Raw genomic sequence first — 19,107 nt, 5'->3', positions numbered from 1 at the left:
ATGGACGATAAGAAGACGAGTTTTGATGATCTTATTTTAGATAAAAGCAACAAAAGCGAAAAGATTAAAAAGATACTTTTAAGAGTTATTGCTTTAGTTATTCTTTTTTTAGTTGTGATGATTGTAATGAAACTTATTAATGGTGGCGAGAGTGAAGAAAAAATTGAGGAGGCTTTGACACCGCCTGATGTTGATATATCAACTAATGCAGAAAATCCTAACGCTTTTAATAATCTTCCTCTTGTGGATACAAATTCAAATTCAAGCGAGATTGATCAATTTGAAATGCTAAGAAGACAAATGCAAGGTGAGGATAATACAAGCACTCAAGCTATGCAAACTGACCCAGAGCCTTTGCCTCCTGTTCCACAAACTCCTCCGGTACCAGAACCAACTATAGTTGAGGCAACTAAACCTCAAAGTCAAACTCCTAGCAGAAAAGAGCCTAGTGTTGTTGTTGAAGACAAAAAGCCTGCCAAAACAACAAATAAAGAAAATCCAAAGCCAGCTACAACAGAGACTAAAAAAACGACTACAAAACCAGAGTCAAAACAAACTCAAACAGCAAGCGCAAAAAATTCAGATCCTAAGGATTTGTTTAAAAATGTAGATACTCAAAAAGATGGTTTAAAATCAGGAACTTATATTCAAATTTTCTCTGTAAGCAAATTTGATCCTAAGTCTAAAGAATTGACAGCTATCAAGGAAAATGGCTATGAAATAAAGCTCTATAAAACGGAGGTCAATGGCAAGGAAGTTACTAGGGTTTTAGTAGGACCTTTTAGTAATGATACTATAAATGCGGAAATGGAAAAAGTTCGTAAAAACATAAGAGAAGATGCTTTTGTTTATAGGATAAAATGAAATTTTTTGCTGTTATTGGCTCTCCCATTGTGCATTCTAAAAGCCCTAGAATGCACAATAATACCATACAAAATTTAAAGCTCAATGCCATTTACTCTCGTTTTGAACTCAAAGAAGCTTCTATGCTAAAACAAACACTTTATGATTTATCTTTGAGTGGAGCAAACATTACCCTACCGTATAAAGAAGAAGCTTTTAAAATAGCTGATTTTAAAGACGAATTTGTTTTAAACACAGGTTCTGCAAATACCTTAGTGATCAATGAGCAAAAAATTTATGCTTACAATACCGATGGATTAGGCTTTTTGAAAGCTATTGAGGAATTTAAGGACATTAAAAAAGCTTTGATTTTGGGAGCAGGCGGAACAGCTAAAGCACTTGCTTATGCACTTTATAAAAACAATATAGAAGTAAGTATAGCAAATAGAAGTGAGAAAAGATTTAAAGATTTTACTATTTATGAGTGCTTTACTTATAAAAACTTACAAAAAAAGGATTTTGATCTAGTGATTAATACCACTTCTGCTGGTTTAAAAGATGAGCAAATGCCTTGTGAGAGGGAACTTTTAGATGAACTTCTTTCTAAGGCAAAATATGCTTTTGAGGTGATTTATGGCAAGCAAACACCTTTTATATCGCTTTGCAAAGAAAAAAATCTTCCTTATAAAGATGGCTTAACTATGCTTCTTTGGCAAGGAATCTTTGCTTTTTATCTTTTTTTTCCACAGAGTAAAGAAAAGCGAATTTATGACTTTATGCTCGAGGGTTTAAAGCTTTAACTAACTCAAAATCCTACAACTTCCTTTAAGTCTTTATAAAATTTATCCGCCATAAGTTCATAGCCTGATATACTAAGATGAACATCTTGCAAGGAGAGGTTGTTTTCGATCCATGTATTTTTAGAACCCGTATTTTCCATGAAATTATGCATATCAAAAAGTAAGGTTTTTTCTTCCTTTGCAAGCTCATAAATAGCTTGTCTGATATTGTAAAAATTCTCATTCAAAACATAAACTTCATCTTTTTTTTGAGTTACTGTTGGAGGAGAGATGAGTAAAATACTTGTGTTTGGATTATTTTTTCTTAAAATTTTTATAAAATTCTTATAATTATTTTTAAATTTATCCTTATCAAATACCCCAAACAAAGCATCATTTGAGCCATAGGCAAGTATATTAAGATCGCTTTGTATGAGTTTAAGCTCATCTTCAAAGATATCTATGTCCCATTTTGTCCATAGATCAGATCTAGCACCATTGACCCCTAAGGTATCTAAGATAACATTATCTTTTTCATTTTTGATAAAATAACCCCCCAAAGCCACATCTTTTTCTAAAGCAGTGATTTGTATAGGAAAATTTATATCTTTAAATTCTTTTAAAGTCCATTTATTTGTTAGCTCAGTTTTTAAGATAAAGCTTTTACCTTTGGCATCTTCTATCTTAAATGATGGAGTTTTTTGCATACTTTTAAACAAAAATGCTACATTAAATTTTTGAGTATTTAAATTTGATTGCAATCTTATAAAAGCACCTTTATTTATAGCTTTTGCTACTATACCACCCATAGGATAATTTTCATAAGTATCACTTTTTGAGTTTAAAAGTTCGAAATTTTTATATTGATAGTTAAGGGTAAGAGCTTGTTGATATTTTGGTTGCAAGGGATATACAAAACCAATGGCATTGACCTTGATAAAAATTTTTCTCAGTTCTCTTGAGAAAAAATCCGCTGCCATATGAGAATCTCCATAAATTCTAATCTTTAGATCCCTATGTTCTTTTATTTTTTGAGCAAGCAAGGCAAGCTCTTTTTTGTCTACATAGCTAAGCATCGAATTCTTACTTGTTGTAAGATCTTCTATAAAGCCTTTTTTTGGAGCTTTTTCTTGATTTATAAAAACGCAAGCACTGATAAAAATCAAAATGAAGATTGAAATAAGAGCAATTTTAAAATATCTCATTTAAAACTCAAAATTTAAATGTTGCAATAAAAGTTTAGACATGATCTTTGAGCCATTATAAGTAAAATGTATCCCATCATCAGCTCTTACCTTAACACTTTTACCATCTTCATTTTTGATATAACTTGAATATAAACCATCTTGGCTTAAATTCGCATCTGTTTGGATAAAAATTTCATTATTTTTGTAAATTTCATTACGATAAATTCCATTAAGAATTTGAATTTTAGCATTTAAATCTTCTTTTTTTACAGGAGGAATTTCATACCAAAGCACTCGAACACCTTTTGCTTTGGCAATTTGTATTAACTCATCAACCCTCGAAGCATAAAGCTTATTCCATTCTTCGCTGTTAAAGCGAAATTTTTTGATATTCCATGGATCATTTGCACCAAGCAAAACAACAAGATATTTGATCCTTGAATTATTTTCTAAAGCAATTTGTGTTGCCGTTGCCCAGTTAAAATAATTCTTATAAGAAAGTCCCGTGTTTTGTTTACTCAAATCCGTACTATTGATACCTTGTTGTTTTAAATCCCTTTTAAGTGCCAAGGCGACACCTTGCATCAAAGAATCCCCTATCAACAAAAACTCTTCATCTTTTTGTTTAACATTTAAAATTTGCTCTTGAAAAGTAGGGATTTGCTCTTGTGTATTTTCAGTTTCTACTTGCTCATTAGTCTCAGTTTCGTTGTCGTCCTCAAATTCGATTTCTGTATTGATAGGATTAATTTTTATTTGAGGGGGATTTATAGGCGTTGGCGTAAATGTTTTTTCAATGAGGTCTATATTTTTTTCAAGTTCGCTAACCTGTTCGTAACTTGAAGCAAAACTATCATTAAAAAGAACAGATTTAATCTGCTCCAATTTTACTTTTAAACCATTTGCTTCATTTAAAATATCATTTTTAGGATAAACATAAACATGATACCTTTGTTCTAAATACGAACTAATACTTTTGTTCATCACGAAAACAACCAAGCAAAAAATCACAAGTAAGATAAAGAAAAATTTTGCTATATTATTCATTAAAAACTCTCATAGATAAATTGCGGGATTCCATTTGGCATAAAAGTAAATACCAAAAGCAAAATAAAGGCTAATAAAATAGGCTTTAAAAGCAAAGGTGTAATGTTTAAAATTCTTATGCAGTATTCTTTAAAATTAACAAACAAAGGATAAAGTATAAAAATTGCTACAAAGGAAGCAAATACATAAATATGCTCATATTCAATCTTCCAAAAGAAATTATCAATCACAGCATTAAAATACTCCAAAGCCCCTGTTAAGGTCTTGTAATAAAAAAATATCCAAGCAAAGGCAATAAAGTGAAAAGTTAAAAACATACTAAGATAAGGGATCTTACGCAAGCTTACTTTTTTCATGAAAGGTAGGCTTAAAAAAACGACACCAAAGCCATGCAATAAGCCCCAAATAAAGAAATTTACGGTATTTCCATGCCAAATTCCACTCAAGACAAAAGCAATAATGATATTTGCATAGGTTCTTAATTTTCCTTTTTGATTACCTCCAAGTGGGATATAAATATAATCCCTTATAAAATTTGATAAAGAAATATGCCATCTTTTCCAAAATTCTTTAAGATTGTTTGATAAATACGGCATATTAAAGTTTACAGGTAGCGTAAAACCAAGCATTAGAGCAAAAGCAGTTACCAAATCCACATAGCCACTAAAATCACAATAAATTTGCACACTAAAAGCATAAATGGCACATAAGAGTTCTAAGGAATTATAACTCGTAGGATCGCTTAAAATTTCTTTAGAGTAAATTCCTAAGTAATTTGCGATCAAAACCTTTTTAACTATACCAAAAATAAGCAGAACAATGATAAGATTGGCATGTTTAAATTCTCTTTTTTGATGAATTTGCTCAAAGAAAAAATCACTCCTCATGATAGGACCAAGCAAAAGCGTTGGGAAAAATGACAAAAAAGTGGCTAAATTTAAAAAAGTTTCTATGCGTTTATGTTTGTAAACATTGACAAGATAGGTGATAGAAGCAAAGGTATAAAAGCTAATGCCTACAGGAAAAATAATATCTGAGTTTAAAAAGTCAAAGCCAAACAGGCTTAAAAATTGATCAAAAGTATCCTTGATACTTGCAAAATACTTAAAAAAACATAAATTTAAAATAGCAAAACTAATACAAGCGATAAAAATATTACGCTTACGACGCACAAAAATTAGCAAGGCAAAATAATGAATAAAAAAAGTATAAACAAACAAAACTAAGGCAAAATAAGGATTGATTAAGATATAAATGATATAGCTAAAAATCAGTATGAGTATATTTTGGGTAAGGTATTTTTCTTTAAAACACCAATAAATAGCAAAAAAAGCTATCATCATCATACTAAATTCAAGGGAAAAATAAGTCATCTTCTATCTTAAAACTTTCAAAATTTTTAAAAGCTATATTATATCTTAAATTTACCTTTATAAAGCTTAAATTTTTAATTTTTTATACGAATAATTCATTTTAACTTAGAAAAAAGGCTTGCGTTATGAAGAAAACCTTGTTAAAGCATGGTTTTAATATCTCTTTTGTAACTTTGATATGTTTTTATGTCAGTATTTTTAAATGGTTGGATTTTTTAAATTTGCTCAATTTAAGATCCATGAGCTTTTTAAACTCATGGACATATTTCTTAATTTTTTGCTAGAGTTTTGATATATTGATCAGCTAAGAAAAGACCATTTGCTTGATCGCTGATAAGTTTGATTTTATCAACTATGGTTCTAAATAATGCCTCTTCTTCGTGTTGTTCAGCAACATACCATTGAAGGAAATTAAAAGTAGGATAGTCCTTCTTTTTGAGCATGAAATCAACCAAATCATTGATCGATTTTGTGATCATTTGTTCATGTTCATAAGTTTGCTCAAAAATATCAAGCAAAGATTTAAACTCATCAGCCGGTTTTTTCACATCAGCAAGCTTTACATGCGAATCAGTTTCGTTAAGATAAGTGATAAGCTTTTTAGCATGATCGCTTTCCTCGCCAGCATGTTCCATTAAAAATGTTCCAGCACCATCATAGCTATTTTCAAAGCACCAAGAACTCATAGATAAATATAAATTTGATGCAAACATTTCCTTGTTGATTTGCTCATTAAGCAAAGCAATAACATCTTTTGAAAGCATAGCTTCCTCCTTCTTTGATTATTTTTTACAAGAGAAATCATACAATATTTTTTTAAATTTTATGCTTAAAATATACTTAAATTTATAAAAAAATTATCATTTAATTAAAATTATGATAAAAAAAATTTTTTATAAAATAGCTTTAAATTACTATAATATAGATATTTAAATAAATAAAAATAAAAAATAAATTTGAAAAAACAAAATTCAAAATTATATATATTTGATAATCAATAATATGAAATTAATGATAAATATAAACATTAAATTTCAATAAAATATCAATACAATATTGATTAAAAGTAAATAAAATGAATAGCTTAAAAAGATGAAAAGTCTTAAATCCAAAGATTTAAGACTTTTATTTTACATGTAGTTTAAAAGGCTAAGTTGAGAAAGCATAGTACTTGCTTTGAGTGCTGCTTGATAAGAAGTTTGCACCTGCATCATCTCAGTGATCGTGGCAGCTAAGTCAATATCCATGACCTCTGATTTGATGCTTTTTACATTAACTTGTATGAGCATGGCTCTTTTATTTGTTTCTTCTATATTTGAAGCACTTGCACCAAGCTGAGTTCTTTGTTTGATGATATGTTCGCTTAGATGATCTATCCTTGCTAAAGCTCCTTGCATACCCGTATTTCTTGGATCTTTCCCATCGGCATTAGCCCTTTTATCTCCGGCTAAAACAGCTTCTATCATTAAATCCAAGTCCTTGATCATATCCACATGAGGTTCATCGATGATGAGAGAATTATTCGCATTAAATGAAAGAGCTGAACCTGTAGTAACATTAGCTGTAGTTGTGTGTGGAGGCATTGGAAATTGACCACTTTGTGTATCACTAAGTGAAATTTGTATGCTTGCTCCAGTGGAAAGTTTATCAGTAAGTGTGATACGCCCTTCATAATCAAGACTTACATCAACCAAAGATTTCGCTCTTTGCAAGGCATTTGTATAGGTTTCATAATCAGCTGCAGTGATTTGACTTGTACCAGCTGGATTTGCCGTTATGCTCGTAGTTGGTTGAGAATCGCTAGCAAACAAACCAATAATATCATTAAGTTGTCTATAGCTTATATCATTAGTTGGAGTAATGACCCCTGTATTTGGAGTGGCTGGATTTGCACTCATAAACGGAAAAGATATAGTGTTTGCTGGATTTGCTGGATCAGGATAAGAAATAGTTGAGTTTGCAAAATCTATCGTAACATCATATTCGTTACGCCCTTTGGAAGTCACTTTTAGATTAAGCGTTGTTGCATTTAAATCCCCAGTAGCAACTTCTGATAATCTTGTTGATTCTGTGGCGTATTCTCCTGTTGCTTTTACGATCTGAGAAACATTGCCATATGTTTTATTATCTTGGGTAAGAAAATAAGTATTATCATAATCCGCCCCATTTGTTGCATTGCCCAAGGTATCAGTCATTTTAGAATGAATGAAATTGTTTTGATTGATACTTATTTCATAGTCTACCCCATTTATCGCTATGGTTACAGGGGTATTTAAATTTGTAATATCTCCATTTGAAGGATTTGCTAAAGCTAGATCCATGATTTCATTTGTAAAATCTTGCATAGTCCCACCAGCAGCGATATAATCTTCACTTGCTCTTTTAAGTGTAGCAGAGTCTTCAAACTGCGGTGTAAAAGCCACAGCATGAAAATCTAAAGAATTATTCCCTTGTTTAAGATCAGTGATTTGAAATTGCCCACTATCATTTATAGTAATATCTACAACTTTATTTGTATCTGTATTGCCGTACAATGCACCTATTTTATCGATCATACCTTGCATAGTATCATTTGGATTCATTAACACAGCACTCTTAAAGCTTGTTCCATCAGGTCTTGTTCCTTGCACATAAAGAGTAGTTGATGGAAAATTTAAGGGACTGATTTCAAAGTCAGTTTGTGGATCAAGAGGAGCTTTTGTATTGTCCCTTACATAGCCAAGTCCTATTAAGGAACTGATCTTATCTGTTTCTTTGAGGTATCTTGTTTTATCAGGCTCATTGAGAAGATCATAACGATTATCCGTAAGATTAACATTTGTAGAAATAACCTTTTTAAAATCACTATCTGCTTTGAAAAACAAATGATAACCCGGAACATTATAAGAGCTTTGAGTGCCTGCTCCTGTTACCACATGCATATATTCTCTATCGCCAAAATAATTTCCCAAGCCATTAAAAGGCTTTGTTCCTGTTTGAGCTCCTGAGAAGAGGTATTGTCCATTTACACTTGTATTAGCAAGATCAACGATATTATCACGCATTCTTTGAAGTTCTTTAGCGATAGCCTCCCTTGAGGTTTGAGACTGGGTATCATTGACAGCTTGGGTAAGCTTTCTCTTAAACTGCTCAAGCAAATCAACCATATCCCCAAGGGCTTTGTCTGAGTTTTTGGTCATCTCAGAAGCAAGTGATGTTCCATCTTGGATTTGTTGCAAGGTTTCGTATTCATACTCAAGTCTTGCATTATCAATATAAGTAGTAGCACCTTCAAAAGAATGCTGTATCTTGTTACCAGAGCTGAGTTGATTTTGTATCTTATAAAAATTTGACATTCCGCTTTGCGTGGTACTTATGGCATTATAGGCATTCAGTTTATTTGTAACTCTCATGGTTTTTCCTTAAAAAAGATAAATCATCTTTTTCAAAATATTGCTGTAAAAACAAAGCAAAAAGTGTTCCAAATTTGATTTATCTTTCCTTTTTGATTTAGGATATTATACTGCTTTTATATCGACAAAATGTTTAAAAAATGAACAGACTTGATTTAAATTATTTTTTAAGCAAAAAAAGAGTAAAATCTCACTTCTAAAAAGCCCAAGTGGTGAAACTGGTAGACGCGCTAGACTCAAAATCTAGTAAGGGCAACCTTGTGTCGGTTCGAGTCCGACCTTGGGCACCATGTTTATAAACGACCTAAAATTTCTCTTGCTTTTTTGTGATTTTTAAGCTAAGTGATTTCTTCCATACTTCTTAAGCTTTTTTCTTTCTTTATAAATTTACATTTTAGCACTTATCCAGCCTTGCCTTACTCATCAAGACTTACAAACTATGAATTTAGCATAATCTTTACTCAAAGCAAGATGAAAAACTTGAAAACAAAGCTCTAAAATCATAAATAAGAACATTAAAAATAATTCCTTGATAAACTACAAATATTCTCTATAAATGGCAATTTTAAACCGCCTCTTTGATAGGCTTTGGTGCAAAATTAAAAGGCAAAATTAAGGGCTTAAGCTCTAAAAGACTTTGAGGGATTTCTTGCTTGATGATTTGACTTTGTGTTAAAACTTCTTTTTTGGCACTACAAGCATTTAAAAAAATGAGTAGCATTAAAAGCCCAAAGATTAAAATCATTACATTTAAAAATCTTGTATCTGTGAATTTCATGATAATCCTTTATTTCAATCTAAAGGATTTAAGAAGTATGCCACTTGAAAGGGGCGGATTAAGTCCGCCTCTTAACCTTTAAGATAATTTTAAACCCAAAAATCATAATTTTTAGGTATAATTTCCCTAAAGGCTTCTTACTATGCTCTTTCATAGTAAGTCCTTTCAAAGTGGATTTGAGATTAAGGCTCTTTCTTAATCTCAATTAAAATTATATCAAACTTTCTTAAATCCCCTTATAAAGCTCATCAACTAAAGCATTGAAGCTTTTAACTAGCTCTTTGTTTTCTTTGTAAATGATGACAGCCTTTTCATTTGCGACATTCACACTTTCATCTAAAGCCTCTTTTTCTTTGCTTGCTTTGCTCACGGCTTTTAGCTCTTCTTCATGTCTTTTTAAAGTAGCGTTTAAATCCTTTTGCAAGCTCTCATTTAAAGAACGAGCCAAAACAGCCCTTGCTCTTTCGCTCTCAAGCTCTTTTTTGATATGGTAAAAATACCCTAAAAAGCTTAAAAGTGCAGGGATTAGTATGATGAAAAGGTATTTTAGATTTTTTAAATTTATTTCCTAAAATTTCGAGCTAAATTAATTTATGATTAATGTTTTTGCGTTAAAAGTTTGCCAAAAATTTATAGGCTAGGAGCTTTTAAGATGAGTAATGTTACAAGTGGTGTTTTTTCATGCTCTTGTCCGCTTTTTGTTTTGCTCTTATGAATGCCTTTGCAAAGGTGCTTTCAACACTTGGCATACCCTCCATGCAAAGTGTGTTTTTTCGCTCTTTGATCATGGTTTTTCTCGTTTTGCTGGTGTATTTTTATAATTTTTCCACTCATAAAGAAAAGAAAGTGTATAAAAAAGGCGGTTATATAAGCCTTTTTGTGCGTGTTATCATGGGCGGACTTTCATTTTTAGCCGTATTTTACAATATCTCTACGATCCCACTTGGCACAGCAGCAGCCTTTGCTCAAACTATGCCCATTTATGCGGTGATACTTGGTGCTATTTTTTTAAAAGAGCGTTTAAGTCTTATGAGTATATTAGCTACGATAATAGGATTTATCGGGATTTTACTCATAAGCAATCCCAAATTTAATGGCATTTCTTTAGTCAATATTTTTGTAGGAATTTTTAGCGGCTTAAGCCTTGCCATAGCCTTTGTGAGCTTAAGGGGCTTAAAGGAGTATTTTAGCAATATCTTTTTGATCTTAGCCTTTGGCGTGGGCAATACAGCATTAGGATTTTTAGCGATGTTTTTGCCTTTTGAGGGCGTGGGAGGCTTTGTTTTGCCAAATTTAGCAACTATAAGCGGGATAATCCTTATCATAGCTTCCGGTCTTTTAATCGCCACACCCTCGCTGATAAGGGATTTAGCCAAGTTAAAAAAGCCTAGAAGTTAAATTAAAAAAGACTTAGAATCTTTTGAAAATCTTATCTCTAATTTTTGTAAAATCGCGTTTCATAAAACCTAAATGCAATTACAGGGTAATTTTAAGTCAAAAGATAAATGAATATAATTAGCAAAAGTAAAATATATAAATTTATGTGATGGAGGCAACGATTAGCTTGATTTCGAACATGGCAGTTAAATTCATTATCTCTGATACTACACAATTCAAGTGTGGGCGATTAAGTATGAAAGTAAGCAGGAGTAAGGACGGGAAAATGATTTTTTTTGCTTCTTAATACTTATTTTAACTTCTTAGTGTTGTTTCTTACCTAATTGTCAGTAAATATTTTGTGTCTACATTGTTACTTTTCATCAATTCATAAATTTTTATCTATACAAATTTAGCTTAATGTATTATAATGTCGTCAACTTATCTTTGTTGGAGGTTTGCTATGTTGGGTTACGTAAGGTTTAGCTTTTTTATTTTTGTTTCTTTTGCAATATTTGGTTGTGCAATATTAAAAGAAACAAAGACAAAAAGATATCAGAATATGGATAATTATAAGTATGCTTTTATAACACAAACGCAGAATGTGACTGCTGGTGCTGGGTCGGGTTATGTTGGCTATGGTACAGGCGGCGGTTTTTCTAGTTCTGTTTCTAAAAGTGTTAATCCATCTGACGTAATAGCTGGAATTTTAATGAAAAAAGGCTATATTATTTTAGATAATATGGAAAAGAAAGATGGACTTTTTATTGTTAGATATGGTCAAGGTGATAAAAGAAATGTTTTAGGTGGTATTGGTGGCTATACGCTTGGTGTTACAATTTAGATGATTGATGCAAAAACTCAAGAACCATTATTTATGTGTTCAGCCGAAGGTCAAGGGTCAACAGAGGCCGATGATATCAGAGAAGCTATTGATAGGTGTTTAAAAGACTTTTAGTTTTAAGGATAGTGTCTTTTTTGGAGGGGCTGTTGGTTAAGAGTGATTTTTAGGCGATGCTTTGCCAAATTTAGCAACCACAAGCGGGATAATTCTTATCATAGCCTCCGGTCTTTTAATCGCCACGCCATCGCTGATTTTAAGCCCTGTTTCACTCATCGCATTCATGATAGCTTCTGCCATTTTGGGCAAGTCCCCAGCTAAATTCGCATACACTACATCAACGCCTTGCATAGCCTTTTTCAAAGCCACCTTATCTGTAGCATCGCCTTCGAATAATTCTACTCTATCAGGATTTGCATTTTTGACATTTTGCAAACGGCTGGAATTTCTTAAAAAGAGCTTTAAATTTACATTTTCATAGCCCTTTAAAATAGCACTTGTAACTTCTTTTGCTACGCTACCATTTGCACCTATGATTAAAATTTTCATTTTTTCTCCTTTGTAATTTATCCCCTCAAAGTCCTTACTTTACCACTCGTTTGCTTTTAAAATTCCCGCAAAGGTAGCAGGATATAAAGATTTCTTTTCATTTTTCTACCCTAGCCAAGTTAGGCTTAGTCCATCTTGCTTTGGAGCAAGGGCTAAATGCGTGAGGCTAGAGCTTTTGCCTGCTTTGTGCCAGTGAGGCACATTTGGCGGACAAAAATTTATATCACTTTTTTTAAAGCCACTTTTTCCTTGCCTTTTATTTGCGTAAAGCCCTCGCCATCAAGGATTATTAAGATCTGTCCTTTTTGGGATGAGCATGAGTTCTCGCTCCTTTTTCAAATTTCACTATGCCAGAACTTAAGCTTTCATCTATTTTTAAAGCTTTTAAATAAGTCTTGCCCTCGAAAAACTCGCTTTTAATCTCCCTAAACTCGTCCGCAAAGCCAAAATTTAAGCAAAGTAAAGCTAGTAAAAGCCTTTTCATTTTGCACCCCTTCTTACTTCATTTACCACATTTAGAGCATTTAGCGTGCGTGGGTAGCTATTAAAGGCTATGAGGCTTGTAAGAGTGGCGATTAAAATGCCTCTATCATTTCCCACATTTAAATTGCCCCAGTGTGTCCTTTAAGCTGGTTTTCACAGCCTCCAAGCGAGGCTAAAAAAGCAAAGGTGATAAAAGCTCTCTTTGCCTCATATCAAGACCCTTTCTGGTGTAGTAATCCCCAAAGCAATTGCTTGATAAAAGGCGGTTTATGTGCTTTGTGTCAGGGCTTGCATTTTCATAAGCTTTTTTAATGCGTTTGCCAAAGGTGTCTATTTGCAAGGCATAGCCTCTTTCTTGGCGGTTTTTAGCATTTGTAGTTGAGCCTTTTTCTAAGCTTTTGCCCTCAAAAAATTCTTTAAATGCCAAAAAAGCCCCTTTAGCCTTAGCAAAGCCCAAGTAAGCTACGCTTTGAAACAAAACTTCCCTAGCCTCTATAAGGCTTAAGTTTTTTTCTAAATTTGTCCTTAAAAAGTCCTTTAAATACTCACTTTGATTAGCTATCAAAGAGGCTAAGATCACTAAGGCTCGATCAATTGGGCTTAAAATTTCGCTTTCTTTTTCAAGTTCGTTTAAAAAGGGCTTAAAAAAGTCATTAAATTCTTTTTCAAGCTCGTTTTCATCTAAAATTTCAGCTTTTAAATTTAGTCCCGCAAAACCCACTAAGGCCCCTGTTAATAGGGACTTTTTAAAAAACTCACGCCTTTTGCTCATTTTAAATTCTCCTTAAAAAACTCATCAAGCTTTTTGAGAGCCGTCTCAACTGAATCTTTTTTATAATAGCTTTGTATATGCGTAGTGTCTTTTAGCACAAAATACTCTTTTTTCTTAGTGCCAAGTGCCTTTTTAAAGGCGTCCTCGCTCATATAAGCCGTATCAGCCTTAGCTCCTACTATCATCAAAAGGGGCTGATTTATTAGCTTTATTTGATCCCTCGAATCAAAAGCCATCAGACAAGTAGTGAGCTACTTGTATAAGCAAAGCTTGAGTTTGGATGAGCGTGCGTATCGCCATAATACACAAGCCCCTCTCTATAAAGATCGCTTGAGATTTTAGCTAGCTCAGCCTCGCTAGTCTTTTTAGGAGCCTCGCCTGTGTAAGCTACTACGCCTTTTATCCTCTCATCGCTTCTTGCCTTGCTTGCCTCTTTTAAACGGCTTTGAATGCTATCTTTTTGCGAGCCTAAAAAGCCCTCGCGCCTTACAAGCCCTGTGTTAAAGGCACTTAGCGTTGCTACTGCTTTAAAGCGTTTATCACTCTGGGCTGCCTTTAGCGTATAGCCTCCGCCTCCACAAATACCTAAAACGCCTAAATTTTCACTATCCACAAAGCTAAGGCTTAGTAAAAAATCAGCCGCACCTCTTATATCCTCAACCCTGTTTTGTGGCAAATCCACATTTCTAGGTAAGCCCTCGCTAGCTCCTTGATAGGCTGCGTCAAAGGCTAGAGTGATAAAGCCAAGCTGGGCAAGTTTTTGTGCAAAAAGCCCAGCAACTTGCTCTTTAACCCCTCCATTTGGGTGTGCTATAACTAGGGCTTTGTATTTTTTCTTTTCATTAAAATTTGCTGGCAAATATAAATTTGCAGCGATTTTATTTGCTCCTATGTAATAGCTCACGCTTTTTAGATTTACTTTGCCTTTTTCGTTTTTGCTAATCGCCCCCTCATAGACTAAACCAAAGGGATTTTTGGCTATATTTGCTTTTACCTCAGGGCTTGGATTTACCACCTGCCAAGCTTTATAATTTTGCTCTAAAAGTTTGGCAGAGTTTAAACTCATATCAGCATAGGCTGAACTTAAAACCGCGCTTAAAAGCACGCACGATAATGTTTTTGAAACCATTTTTTCTCCTTTAAATTGAAAATATTTGGAAATTATAAAGGCTGACACTTGGTGTTTGTCAAGAGTTAAATTTAAAAAAAATGAAAATTTTTATAATTTTTAGTTTAAGAGCCTTAAATTTAAACTAAGGATTTGCTATTGATTTTTTTTTTTTTTGAGATAATATACCTTTTTTAATTTTTTTTAAAGGAGTTTTTATGAGTAGTCAAAATGTAAAAGAGCTTTTTTCTAAGGATAAATTTAGCATTCCTATATATCAAAGAGCCTATGCTTGGAGGAGCGAAAATTTTAAGGATTTATGGGAGGATTTAGAAGAAGCCTTGGGAAGAGAGGGGCATTTTTTAGGCACTATTGTTGTAGCACCAAATGAAAAAGATAGTAAAAAATTTGATATTATTGATGGACAACAAAGGATTACTACCATCTTCATGCTCTTATATGCCTTGATTAAAAAAGGTAAACGTAAAGATAATTTAAAAACGAAATTATTACTTGATGAGGAAGATGATTTGAAGCTTGAATTAATAGAAGAAAATAGGGATTTTTTTAAAAGGCTTTTAGAAAGCGAGGAATTAGTAGGGCTTGAAGAAGAAGCTGATGATTTTGGCAAAAAAAATCTATGTGAGGTTTTTGGACGCATACTTGATAAGGTGGCTAATTTAAATGAGGAAGAGGTAGAAAAGTATAGAGAAAGCTTACTTGAGATGAAAATAATGTGGCTTGAAGAAGAAAATGCTGGCCGTGCTATTAGAACCTTTCAAAGCGTAAATGATAGAGGAATTGCTCTTTCTTTACTTGATAAGCTAAAATCCTTGCTTATTTATTATTCAAATTCTTTTTGCGAGGGTGTAAACTCACTTGATAGCCTTATTAATGAAAGCTTTGGAGAAATCTTTAAAATATGCCTAAAAATAAAAGAGCATAAAAATAAATATAGTATTGGCGGGGCTCAGTTTAAAGAAGAAAATGATATATTTCGTTATCATGCTGGAAGTATTAAATTTGAAGAAATTGATTTTTTAGGATCTTATAATATAAGCTTAGAAGATACTTATGATAAACTAAAGGGTGTGTTGAAAGGCTTGGTAAATGATAGGGCTAAATTGAGTTCCTTTATTGAGGCTTATGTTAAGGATTTAAAAGAATTTTATCAAAGCTTTTTAGCTTTGCTTGATGAAATAGATCAAAGAGCCTCTGTTTTTAAGCTTTTTTTAATCAAAAAAATTAATCCACTTTTTTATAATTCTCTTCTTAGGCTTAAAATGAAAGATGAGCTTGATGATGAGCTTATAGAGCTTTTTGCAAAGGCTGATATAGTCTTTTTTAATAGTGGTAGCGAACAAAAGGCTAAGGCGTATAAATTAATTCACGAGGCTCTTAGATCAAAAGAGGATTTTAAAAAAGGTCTTATAAGAGAGGTTAAAAATGTAAATCTTATTAACAATTCTATAAATTTTTTAGTAAATAATGCTTGGAATGGTCGATATACTCATTATGTATTTTTTGAGCAAAATTGCAAAGATTTAAGCATAGAAAGACTTAAAAAGCTTATAGAAAAGAAAGAAATTAATCAACAAATAGAGCATATCATACCAAAAAATTTATTAGAAAAAGGAGATGAGCAAGCTTTGAAAAAACTTGGTTTTGAGGATATAAATGATTTTGGAAATTTTTTAAACTCCTACGGAAATATCTTATCCTTAGAAGGTAGCCTTAATACAAAGGCTTCAGATAAGGATCTCATAGCTAAGGCTGAGGTTTATGAAAAATCCAATATAGACTTTAATAGACGCTTTGAGGTGAAAAATTTCAACAAAGCAAAGCTTAAAGAGCGAAATAAGGAGCTAGAAAAATGGCTCAAAGAGGAATTTTTTAAAGAATTTTTAAATTAGTAGCCAAAAAGGCTACTAATTAGTGAGCTTCTTCAGTGTTAAATTTAAGCAGGGCTAAAAAGCGGTAAAACATATGCACAAATTTAGAATAAGGCATCATGATAAAAAGGCATAAAACCGTGCTTAGATGAAGCCAAAGGGTGTAAGATAAAAGCTCGCTTTGACGAAGAGCCATTAAGATAAGCCCTGTAAAGCTAGCCAAAAAAAGCATTATAAGAAAGGCATAGTCCATTTTCACACTTTTTTTATCCACAAGCTCCTCATCAGCTAAGATTTTCAAAACAAAAAGCCCAGCCGTTCCAAGACAAAGCATGATCCCTCCGCTAAAGCCAAAGAGCTTTGGAAGCTGGGTAAAATCATAAGGAGCGTGTAAGTTTAAAAAATGCGTATAAAAAGCACCTAAATTTGTAGCTATAAAGCAAAATATAAAGCCGTAAGCTGTAAGATGATGAAAATATTTTCTTATATTGCTTCTGCTTTCCTTTGGATAGGTACAGCCCTCATTTTTATGCCCTCCAAGATATTTTAAGCTAAGAGCATCTTTTAAGCTTTTCATAAAGATAGCAAGGCTAAATTTAGGCAAGCAAATAGCTTTGGCATAGCTCATTATACTTATAAGCAAAAGCACAAAAACAAGCACTCCCACCACGCTAAAAACACCAACCATATAATCATAAGGAATTAAAACAAAAAAATCACCCCCATGAGTGCTTAAGTCAAGTTCTTTTTGCATACTAGCACCAACAAAGCCTAAAAACAAAAACAAAAGCAAGAGTAGGCTTGTCAAAAGGGCATTCTTATCAAAGGCTTTTGAAAGAAAGCTTGGAAAGGCGTATTTTTTATAGCTTTGCTCTCTTATCCTTGCAAATTGAGTTGGCAAAGAAACATTAAATTCATGTGGTGGTGCGTATTGGCAATCATAAAAGCACTCAGAGCATTGATGGCATAAATTTGCCAAATAATCCATATCCTCAAGCAAAAAGCTTCTTTTTTGCTCCATAGCAGGAAAGACAGCACAAAGTCCCTCGCAGTAGCGACAGGAATTGCAAATTATGCTTGATTTAATGCCTTCTTCATAAATTTTAACTAAGCTCATCTTAACTCCTTTGCTGCATTTTCTCCAGCCAAACGCCCAAAAACCGTGCCTATACTCATACCAAAACCAGCCACATAGCCCTGAGTTAGTATATTTCCAGCTATAAGCTCTCCTGCTGCGAAGATATTTTCATACAAGCTCTCATCATTTTTATACACCCTAGCTTCCTTATCTACAGCAAGTCCCATATAGGTAAAGGTAATGCCCGGTCTTAAGGGATAGGCATAAAAAGGAGGACTATCAAGCCTTAAGGCCCAGTGGGTCTTTTCTATCTCAAGTGCCTTGGTATGACAATCATCAAGTATGGTGTGATTAAATTTGCCATCAATTACCTTGGCGTTGTATTCCTCAATAGTTTGGCTTAAATTTAAGCTATCTAGCTCAAGCTTTGAGGCTAATTCATCAATAGAGCTTGCAACAATAGGCTCAAATAAGGAGGGCATATAGGCTTTTTGAACCTTGCTATCAGTGATAGAATAAGCAATCTGATCTTCTTCATTAGCCACAAGCCTGCCCCAAATAGCATATCTTTTAGGCCAAAAATCCTCTCCCTCATCATAAAATCTCTTGCCCCTTTTATTTACCACTATGCCAAGAGAAACACAGTCCACCCTTGAGGCTATGCCTCCGTCGTATTTTGGTGTCCTTGCATCAATTGCTACCATGTGCCCTTGAGTAGGATCTCCTATGATCTTAGCACCTTGTTTTTGCATGGATCTTAGCATCTTGCCCTGATTAAATCTTGTCCCTCTAATGATGAAATTTCTAGCCCTTTGTCCCCAAGCTTCCTCAAGCCAGTCTAAATTTGACTCAAAGCCCCCACTTGCAAGCACAAAGGCCTTAGCCCTGAATAAAAGCTCTCTTTGTCCTTGCTTATCAAGCACAAGCGCTTCTTTTGCCCTGCTATCTTGCAAGATAAGCTCCAAGGCTTCATGCTCGTAAAAAATATCTATGCCAAGAGCCTTTGCGTAGCTAAAATAAGCATTGACTAAGGCCTTGCCACCGCCTAGGAAAAAGGCATTGGTGCGTCCAAGATGAAGAGTGCCTCTCATAGAGGGTTGAAAACGGACTCCGTGCTTTTTAGCCCACTCCACAGCTTGAGGGGTTCTTGAAATGACAAAGCGGGCGTATTCTTCATTGGTTTGACCCTTAGTAACCTTAAAAACATCTTCAAAAAACTCGTCCTCACTATAAGAATCACTTAAAACATCAGTGGGTGCTTCGTGCATTGAACGCAAATTTCTAGTGTGCTGGGAATTGCCTCCGCGCCATTTTTTAGGCGAGCTTTCAAGTATGGCGATTTTGAGCTTTGAATTTGCCTCAAAAGCAGCAATAGCAGAACATAAAGCTGCATTACCAGCACCAATTACTACTAGATCATAATGTAGGATTTCCATATCGCAGTCCTTAAAAATCATATTTGTTAGGCTAAAAATTGGTGTATTTTGTATATTATAAGGTATTTTTTATTGTTTTTATCAAAATTTATTTATTTTAATATTTAAAGTGTTTTTTAAGTTACAATTATGCACAAAAAAGCTAGTTTTTAGAGCTTATAAATTTATAAAA

Annotated in this window: 18 protein-coding genes, 1 tRNA gene and 1 pseudogene; 6 read left to right on the top strand and 14 right to left on the bottom strand. The window is 33.3% G+C overall.

Annotation, left to right across the window (positions count from 1 at the left end; translation table 11 throughout):
- Together DMB92_RS03785 and DMB92_RS03780 are read left to right on the top strand one after the other, a co-directional pair.
- Positions 1-864 (top strand): SPOR domain-containing protein, encoded by an 864-nt coding sequence (locus DMB92_RS03785; RefSeq protein ID WP_142681725.1) that lies wholly within the window; start codon positions 1-3, stop codon positions 862-864.
- Positions 861-1,643: a shikimate dehydrogenase gene (locus tag DMB92_RS03780; protein WP_142681724.1), complete on the top strand. Its 783-nt coding sequence runs from the start codon at positions 861-863 to the stop codon at positions 1,641-1,643. The genes DMB92_RS03785 and DMB92_RS03780 overlap by 4 nt, the downstream gene beginning before the upstream one ends.
- A gap of 5 nt (positions 1,644-1,648) precedes the next feature.
- Here DMB92_RS03780 and DMB92_RS03775 read toward each other — a convergent pair whose 3' ends face one another.
- From DMB92_RS03775 to flgL, 5 genes are all read right to left on the bottom strand, one after another.
- Positions 1,649-2,827 carry a GDSL-type esterase/lipase family protein gene (locus DMB92_RS03775; RefSeq protein ID WP_142681723.1) on the bottom strand — a complete coding sequence of 393 codons (1,179 nt, stop codon included), beginning with the start codon at positions 2,825-2,827 and terminating at the stop codon, positions 1,649-1,651.
- Positions 2,828-3,856, bottom strand: coding sequence for a GDSL-type esterase/lipase family protein (locus tag DMB92_RS03770; RefSeq protein WP_142681722.1), 1,029 nt, complete (start codon positions 3,854-3,856; stop codon positions 2,828-2,830).
- Positions 3,856-5,229: an MBOAT family O-acyltransferase gene (locus DMB92_RS03765; protein ID WP_142681721.1), complete on the bottom strand. Its 1,374-nt coding sequence runs from the start codon at positions 5,227-5,229 to the stop codon at positions 3,856-3,858. The genes DMB92_RS03770 and DMB92_RS03765 overlap by 1 nt, the downstream gene beginning before the upstream one ends.
- A gap of 269 nt (positions 5,230-5,498) precedes the next feature.
- A complete protein-coding gene (locus DMB92_RS03760) occupies positions 5,499-5,993 on the bottom strand; it encodes a ferritin (RefSeq protein WP_142681720.1) in 495 nt (164 codons plus the stop codon).
- A gap of 366 nt (positions 5,994-6,359) precedes the next feature.
- Positions 6,360-8,621, bottom strand: a complete 2,262-nt coding sequence (gene flgL, locus DMB92_RS03755) for a flagellar hook-associated protein FlgL (RefSeq protein WP_142681719.1) — start codon at positions 8,619-8,621, stop codon at positions 6,360-6,362.
- Positions 8,622-8,824: 203 nt separating this feature from the next.
- Between flgL and DMB92_RS03750 the strand changes: the two genes are divergently transcribed.
- A tRNA-Leu gene (locus DMB92_RS03750) sits at positions 8,825-8,911 on the top strand.
- 275 nt (positions 8,912-9,186) lie between these two features.
- On the opposite strand, the gene DMB92_RS03745 is transcribed toward DMB92_RS03750, so the two are convergent.
- Complete coding sequence (locus DMB92_RS03745; RefSeq protein ID WP_142681718.1) at positions 9,187-9,399, bottom strand: hypothetical protein; 213 nt, start codon at positions 9,397-9,399, stop codon at positions 9,187-9,189.
- A 226-nt stretch (positions 9,400-9,625) separates the two neighbouring features.
- Positions 9,626-9,847: a hypothetical protein gene (locus DMB92_RS03740; protein ID WP_142681717.1), complete on the bottom strand. Its 222-nt coding sequence runs from the start codon at positions 9,845-9,847 to the stop codon at positions 9,626-9,628.
- 230 nt (positions 9,848-10,077) lie between these two features.
- Here DMB92_RS03740 and DMB92_RS03735 point away from each other — a divergent pair.
- Both DMB92_RS03735 and DMB92_RS03730 read left to right on the top strand, forming a co-directional pair.
- Positions 10,078-10,797: pseudogene (locus DMB92_RS03735) on the top strand (EamA family transporter); the annotation flags it as partial.
- 442 nt (positions 10,798-11,239) lie between these two features.
- A complete protein-coding gene (locus tag DMB92_RS03730; RefSeq protein ID WP_260604742.1) occupies positions 11,240-11,620 on the top strand; it encodes a hypothetical protein in 381 nt (126 codons plus the stop codon).
- Between the two features lie 150 nt (positions 11,621-11,770).
- On the opposite strand, the gene DMB92_RS03725 is transcribed toward DMB92_RS03730, so the two are convergent.
- The 5 genes from DMB92_RS03725 to DMB92_RS03710 all read right to left on the bottom strand — a co-directional run bounded on the left by DMB92_RS03725 (position 11,771) and on the right by DMB92_RS03710 (position 14,550).
- On the bottom strand, positions 11,771-12,166 hold the full coding sequence (locus tag DMB92_RS03725; protein WP_142681715.1) for an NAD(P)H-binding protein: 396 nt from the start codon (positions 12,164-12,166) through the stop codon (positions 11,771-11,773).
- Positions 12,167-12,455: 289 nt separating this feature from the next.
- Positions 12,456-12,650, bottom strand: coding sequence for a hypothetical protein (locus tag DMB92_RS03720; RefSeq protein ID WP_142681714.1), 195 nt, complete (start codon positions 12,648-12,650; stop codon positions 12,456-12,458).
- A gap of 171 nt (positions 12,651-12,821) precedes the next feature.
- Complete coding sequence (locus tag DMB92_RS03715) at positions 12,822-13,421, bottom strand: carboxymuconolactone decarboxylase family protein (RefSeq protein WP_142681713.1); 600 nt, start codon at positions 13,419-13,421, stop codon at positions 12,822-12,824.
- A complete protein-coding gene (locus tag DMB92_RS09285) occupies positions 13,418-13,657 on the bottom strand; it encodes an alpha/beta hydrolase (RefSeq protein ID WP_221886248.1) in 240 nt (79 codons plus the stop codon). Before DMB92_RS09285 ends, DMB92_RS03715 begins: the two co-directional genes overlap by 4 nt.
- Positions 13,657-14,550, bottom strand: coding sequence for an alpha/beta hydrolase (locus DMB92_RS03710; RefSeq protein ID WP_221886247.1), 894 nt, complete (start codon positions 14,548-14,550; stop codon positions 13,657-13,659). Before DMB92_RS03710 ends, DMB92_RS09285 begins: the two co-directional genes overlap by 1 nt.
- A 197-nt stretch (positions 14,551-14,747) precedes the next feature.
- Between DMB92_RS03710 and DMB92_RS03705 the strand changes: the two genes are divergently transcribed.
- Positions 14,748-16,442, top strand: a complete 1,695-nt coding sequence (locus DMB92_RS03705) for a DUF262 domain-containing protein (protein WP_142681712.1) — start codon at positions 14,748-14,750, stop codon at positions 16,440-16,442.
- Positions 16,443-16,461: 19 nt separating this feature from the next.
- On the opposite strand, the gene tcuB is transcribed toward DMB92_RS03705, so the two are convergent.
- Positions 16,462-17,538 (bottom strand): tricarballylate utilization 4Fe-4S protein TcuB, encoded by a 1,077-nt coding sequence (gene tcuB, locus DMB92_RS03700; RefSeq protein WP_142681711.1) that lies wholly within the window; start codon positions 17,536-17,538, stop codon positions 16,462-16,464.
- Entirely contained in the window at positions 17,535-18,935 is a 1,401-nt protein-coding gene (tcuA, locus tag DMB92_RS03695) for an FAD-dependent tricarballylate dehydrogenase TcuA (protein WP_142681710.1), read from the bottom strand. Before tcuA ends, tcuB begins: the two co-directional genes overlap by 4 nt.
- Positions 18,936-19,107 lie beyond the last annotated feature (172 nt).

This window comes from Campylobacter sp. MIT 99-7217, from assembly GCF_006864365.1.
GTDB lineage: Bacteria > Campylobacterota > Campylobacteria > Campylobacterales > Campylobacteraceae > Campylobacter_D.
This window is presented reverse-complemented; position numbering and strand designations above follow the sequence as displayed.

What these genes read in the sequence shown, in the direction of transcription:
- DMB92_RS03785 (WP_142681725.1), top strand. Translation starts at nt 1, where the DNA reads ATGGACGATAAGAAGACGAGTTTTGATGATCTTATTTTAGATAAAAGC.
- DMB92_RS03780 (WP_142681724.1), top strand. Translation starts at nt 861, where the DNA reads ATGAAATTTTTTGCTGTTATTGGCTCTCCCATTGTGCATTCTAAAAGC.
- DMB92_RS03775 (WP_142681723.1), bottom strand. Translation starts at nt 2,827, where the DNA reads ATGAGATATTTTAAAATTGCTCTTATTTCAATCTTCATTTTGATTTTT.
- DMB92_RS03770 (WP_142681722.1), bottom strand. Translation starts at nt 3,856, where the DNA reads ATGAATAATATAGCAAAATTTTTCTTTATCTTACTTGTGATTTTTTGC.
- DMB92_RS03765 (WP_142681721.1), bottom strand. Translation starts at nt 5,229, where the DNA reads ATGACTTATTTTTCCCTTGAATTTAGTATGATGATGATAGCTTTTTTT.
- DMB92_RS03760 (WP_142681720.1), bottom strand. Translation starts at nt 5,993, where the DNA reads ATGCTTTCAAAAGATGTTATTGCTTTGCTTAATGAGCAAATCAACAAG.
- flgL (WP_142681719.1), bottom strand. Translation starts at nt 8,621, where the DNA reads ATGAGAGTTACAAATAAACTGAATGCCTATAATGCCATAAGTACCACG.
- DMB92_RS03745 (WP_142681718.1), bottom strand. Translation starts at nt 9,399, where the DNA reads ATGAAATTCACAGATACAAGATTTTTAAATGTAATGATTTTAATCTTT.
- DMB92_RS03730 (WP_260604742.1), top strand. Translation starts at nt 11,240, where the DNA reads ATGTTGGGTTACGTAAGGTTTAGCTTTTTTATTTTTGTTTCTTTTGCA.
- DMB92_RS03725 (WP_142681715.1), bottom strand. Translation starts at nt 12,166, where the DNA reads ATGAAAATTTTAATCATAGGTGCAAATGGTAGCGTAGCAAAAGAAGTT.
- DMB92_RS03720 (WP_142681714.1), bottom strand. Translation starts at nt 12,650, where the DNA reads ATGAAAAGGCTTTTACTAGCTTTACTTTGCTTAAATTTTGGCTTTGCG.
- DMB92_RS03715 (WP_142681713.1), bottom strand. Translation starts at nt 13,421, where the DNA reads ATGAGCAAAAGGCGTGAGTTTTTTAAAAAGTCCCTATTAACAGGGGCC.
- DMB92_RS09285 (WP_221886248.1), bottom strand. Translation starts at nt 13,657, where the DNA reads ATGGCTTTTGATTCGAGGGATCAAATAAAGCTAATAAATCAGCCCCTT.
- DMB92_RS03710 (WP_221886247.1), bottom strand. Translation starts at nt 14,550, where the DNA reads ATGGTTTCAAAAACATTATCGTGCGTGCTTTTAAGCGCGGTTTTAAGT.
- DMB92_RS03705 (WP_142681712.1), top strand. Translation starts at nt 14,748, where the DNA reads ATGAGTAGTCAAAATGTAAAAGAGCTTTTTTCTAAGGATAAATTTAGC.
- tcuB (WP_142681711.1), bottom strand. Translation starts at nt 17,538, where the DNA reads ATGAGCTTAGTTAAAATTTATGAAGAAGGCATTAAATCAAGCATAATT.
- tcuA (WP_142681710.1), bottom strand. Translation starts at nt 18,935, where the DNA reads ATGGAAATCCTACATTATGATCTAGTAGTAATTGGTGCTGGTAATGCA.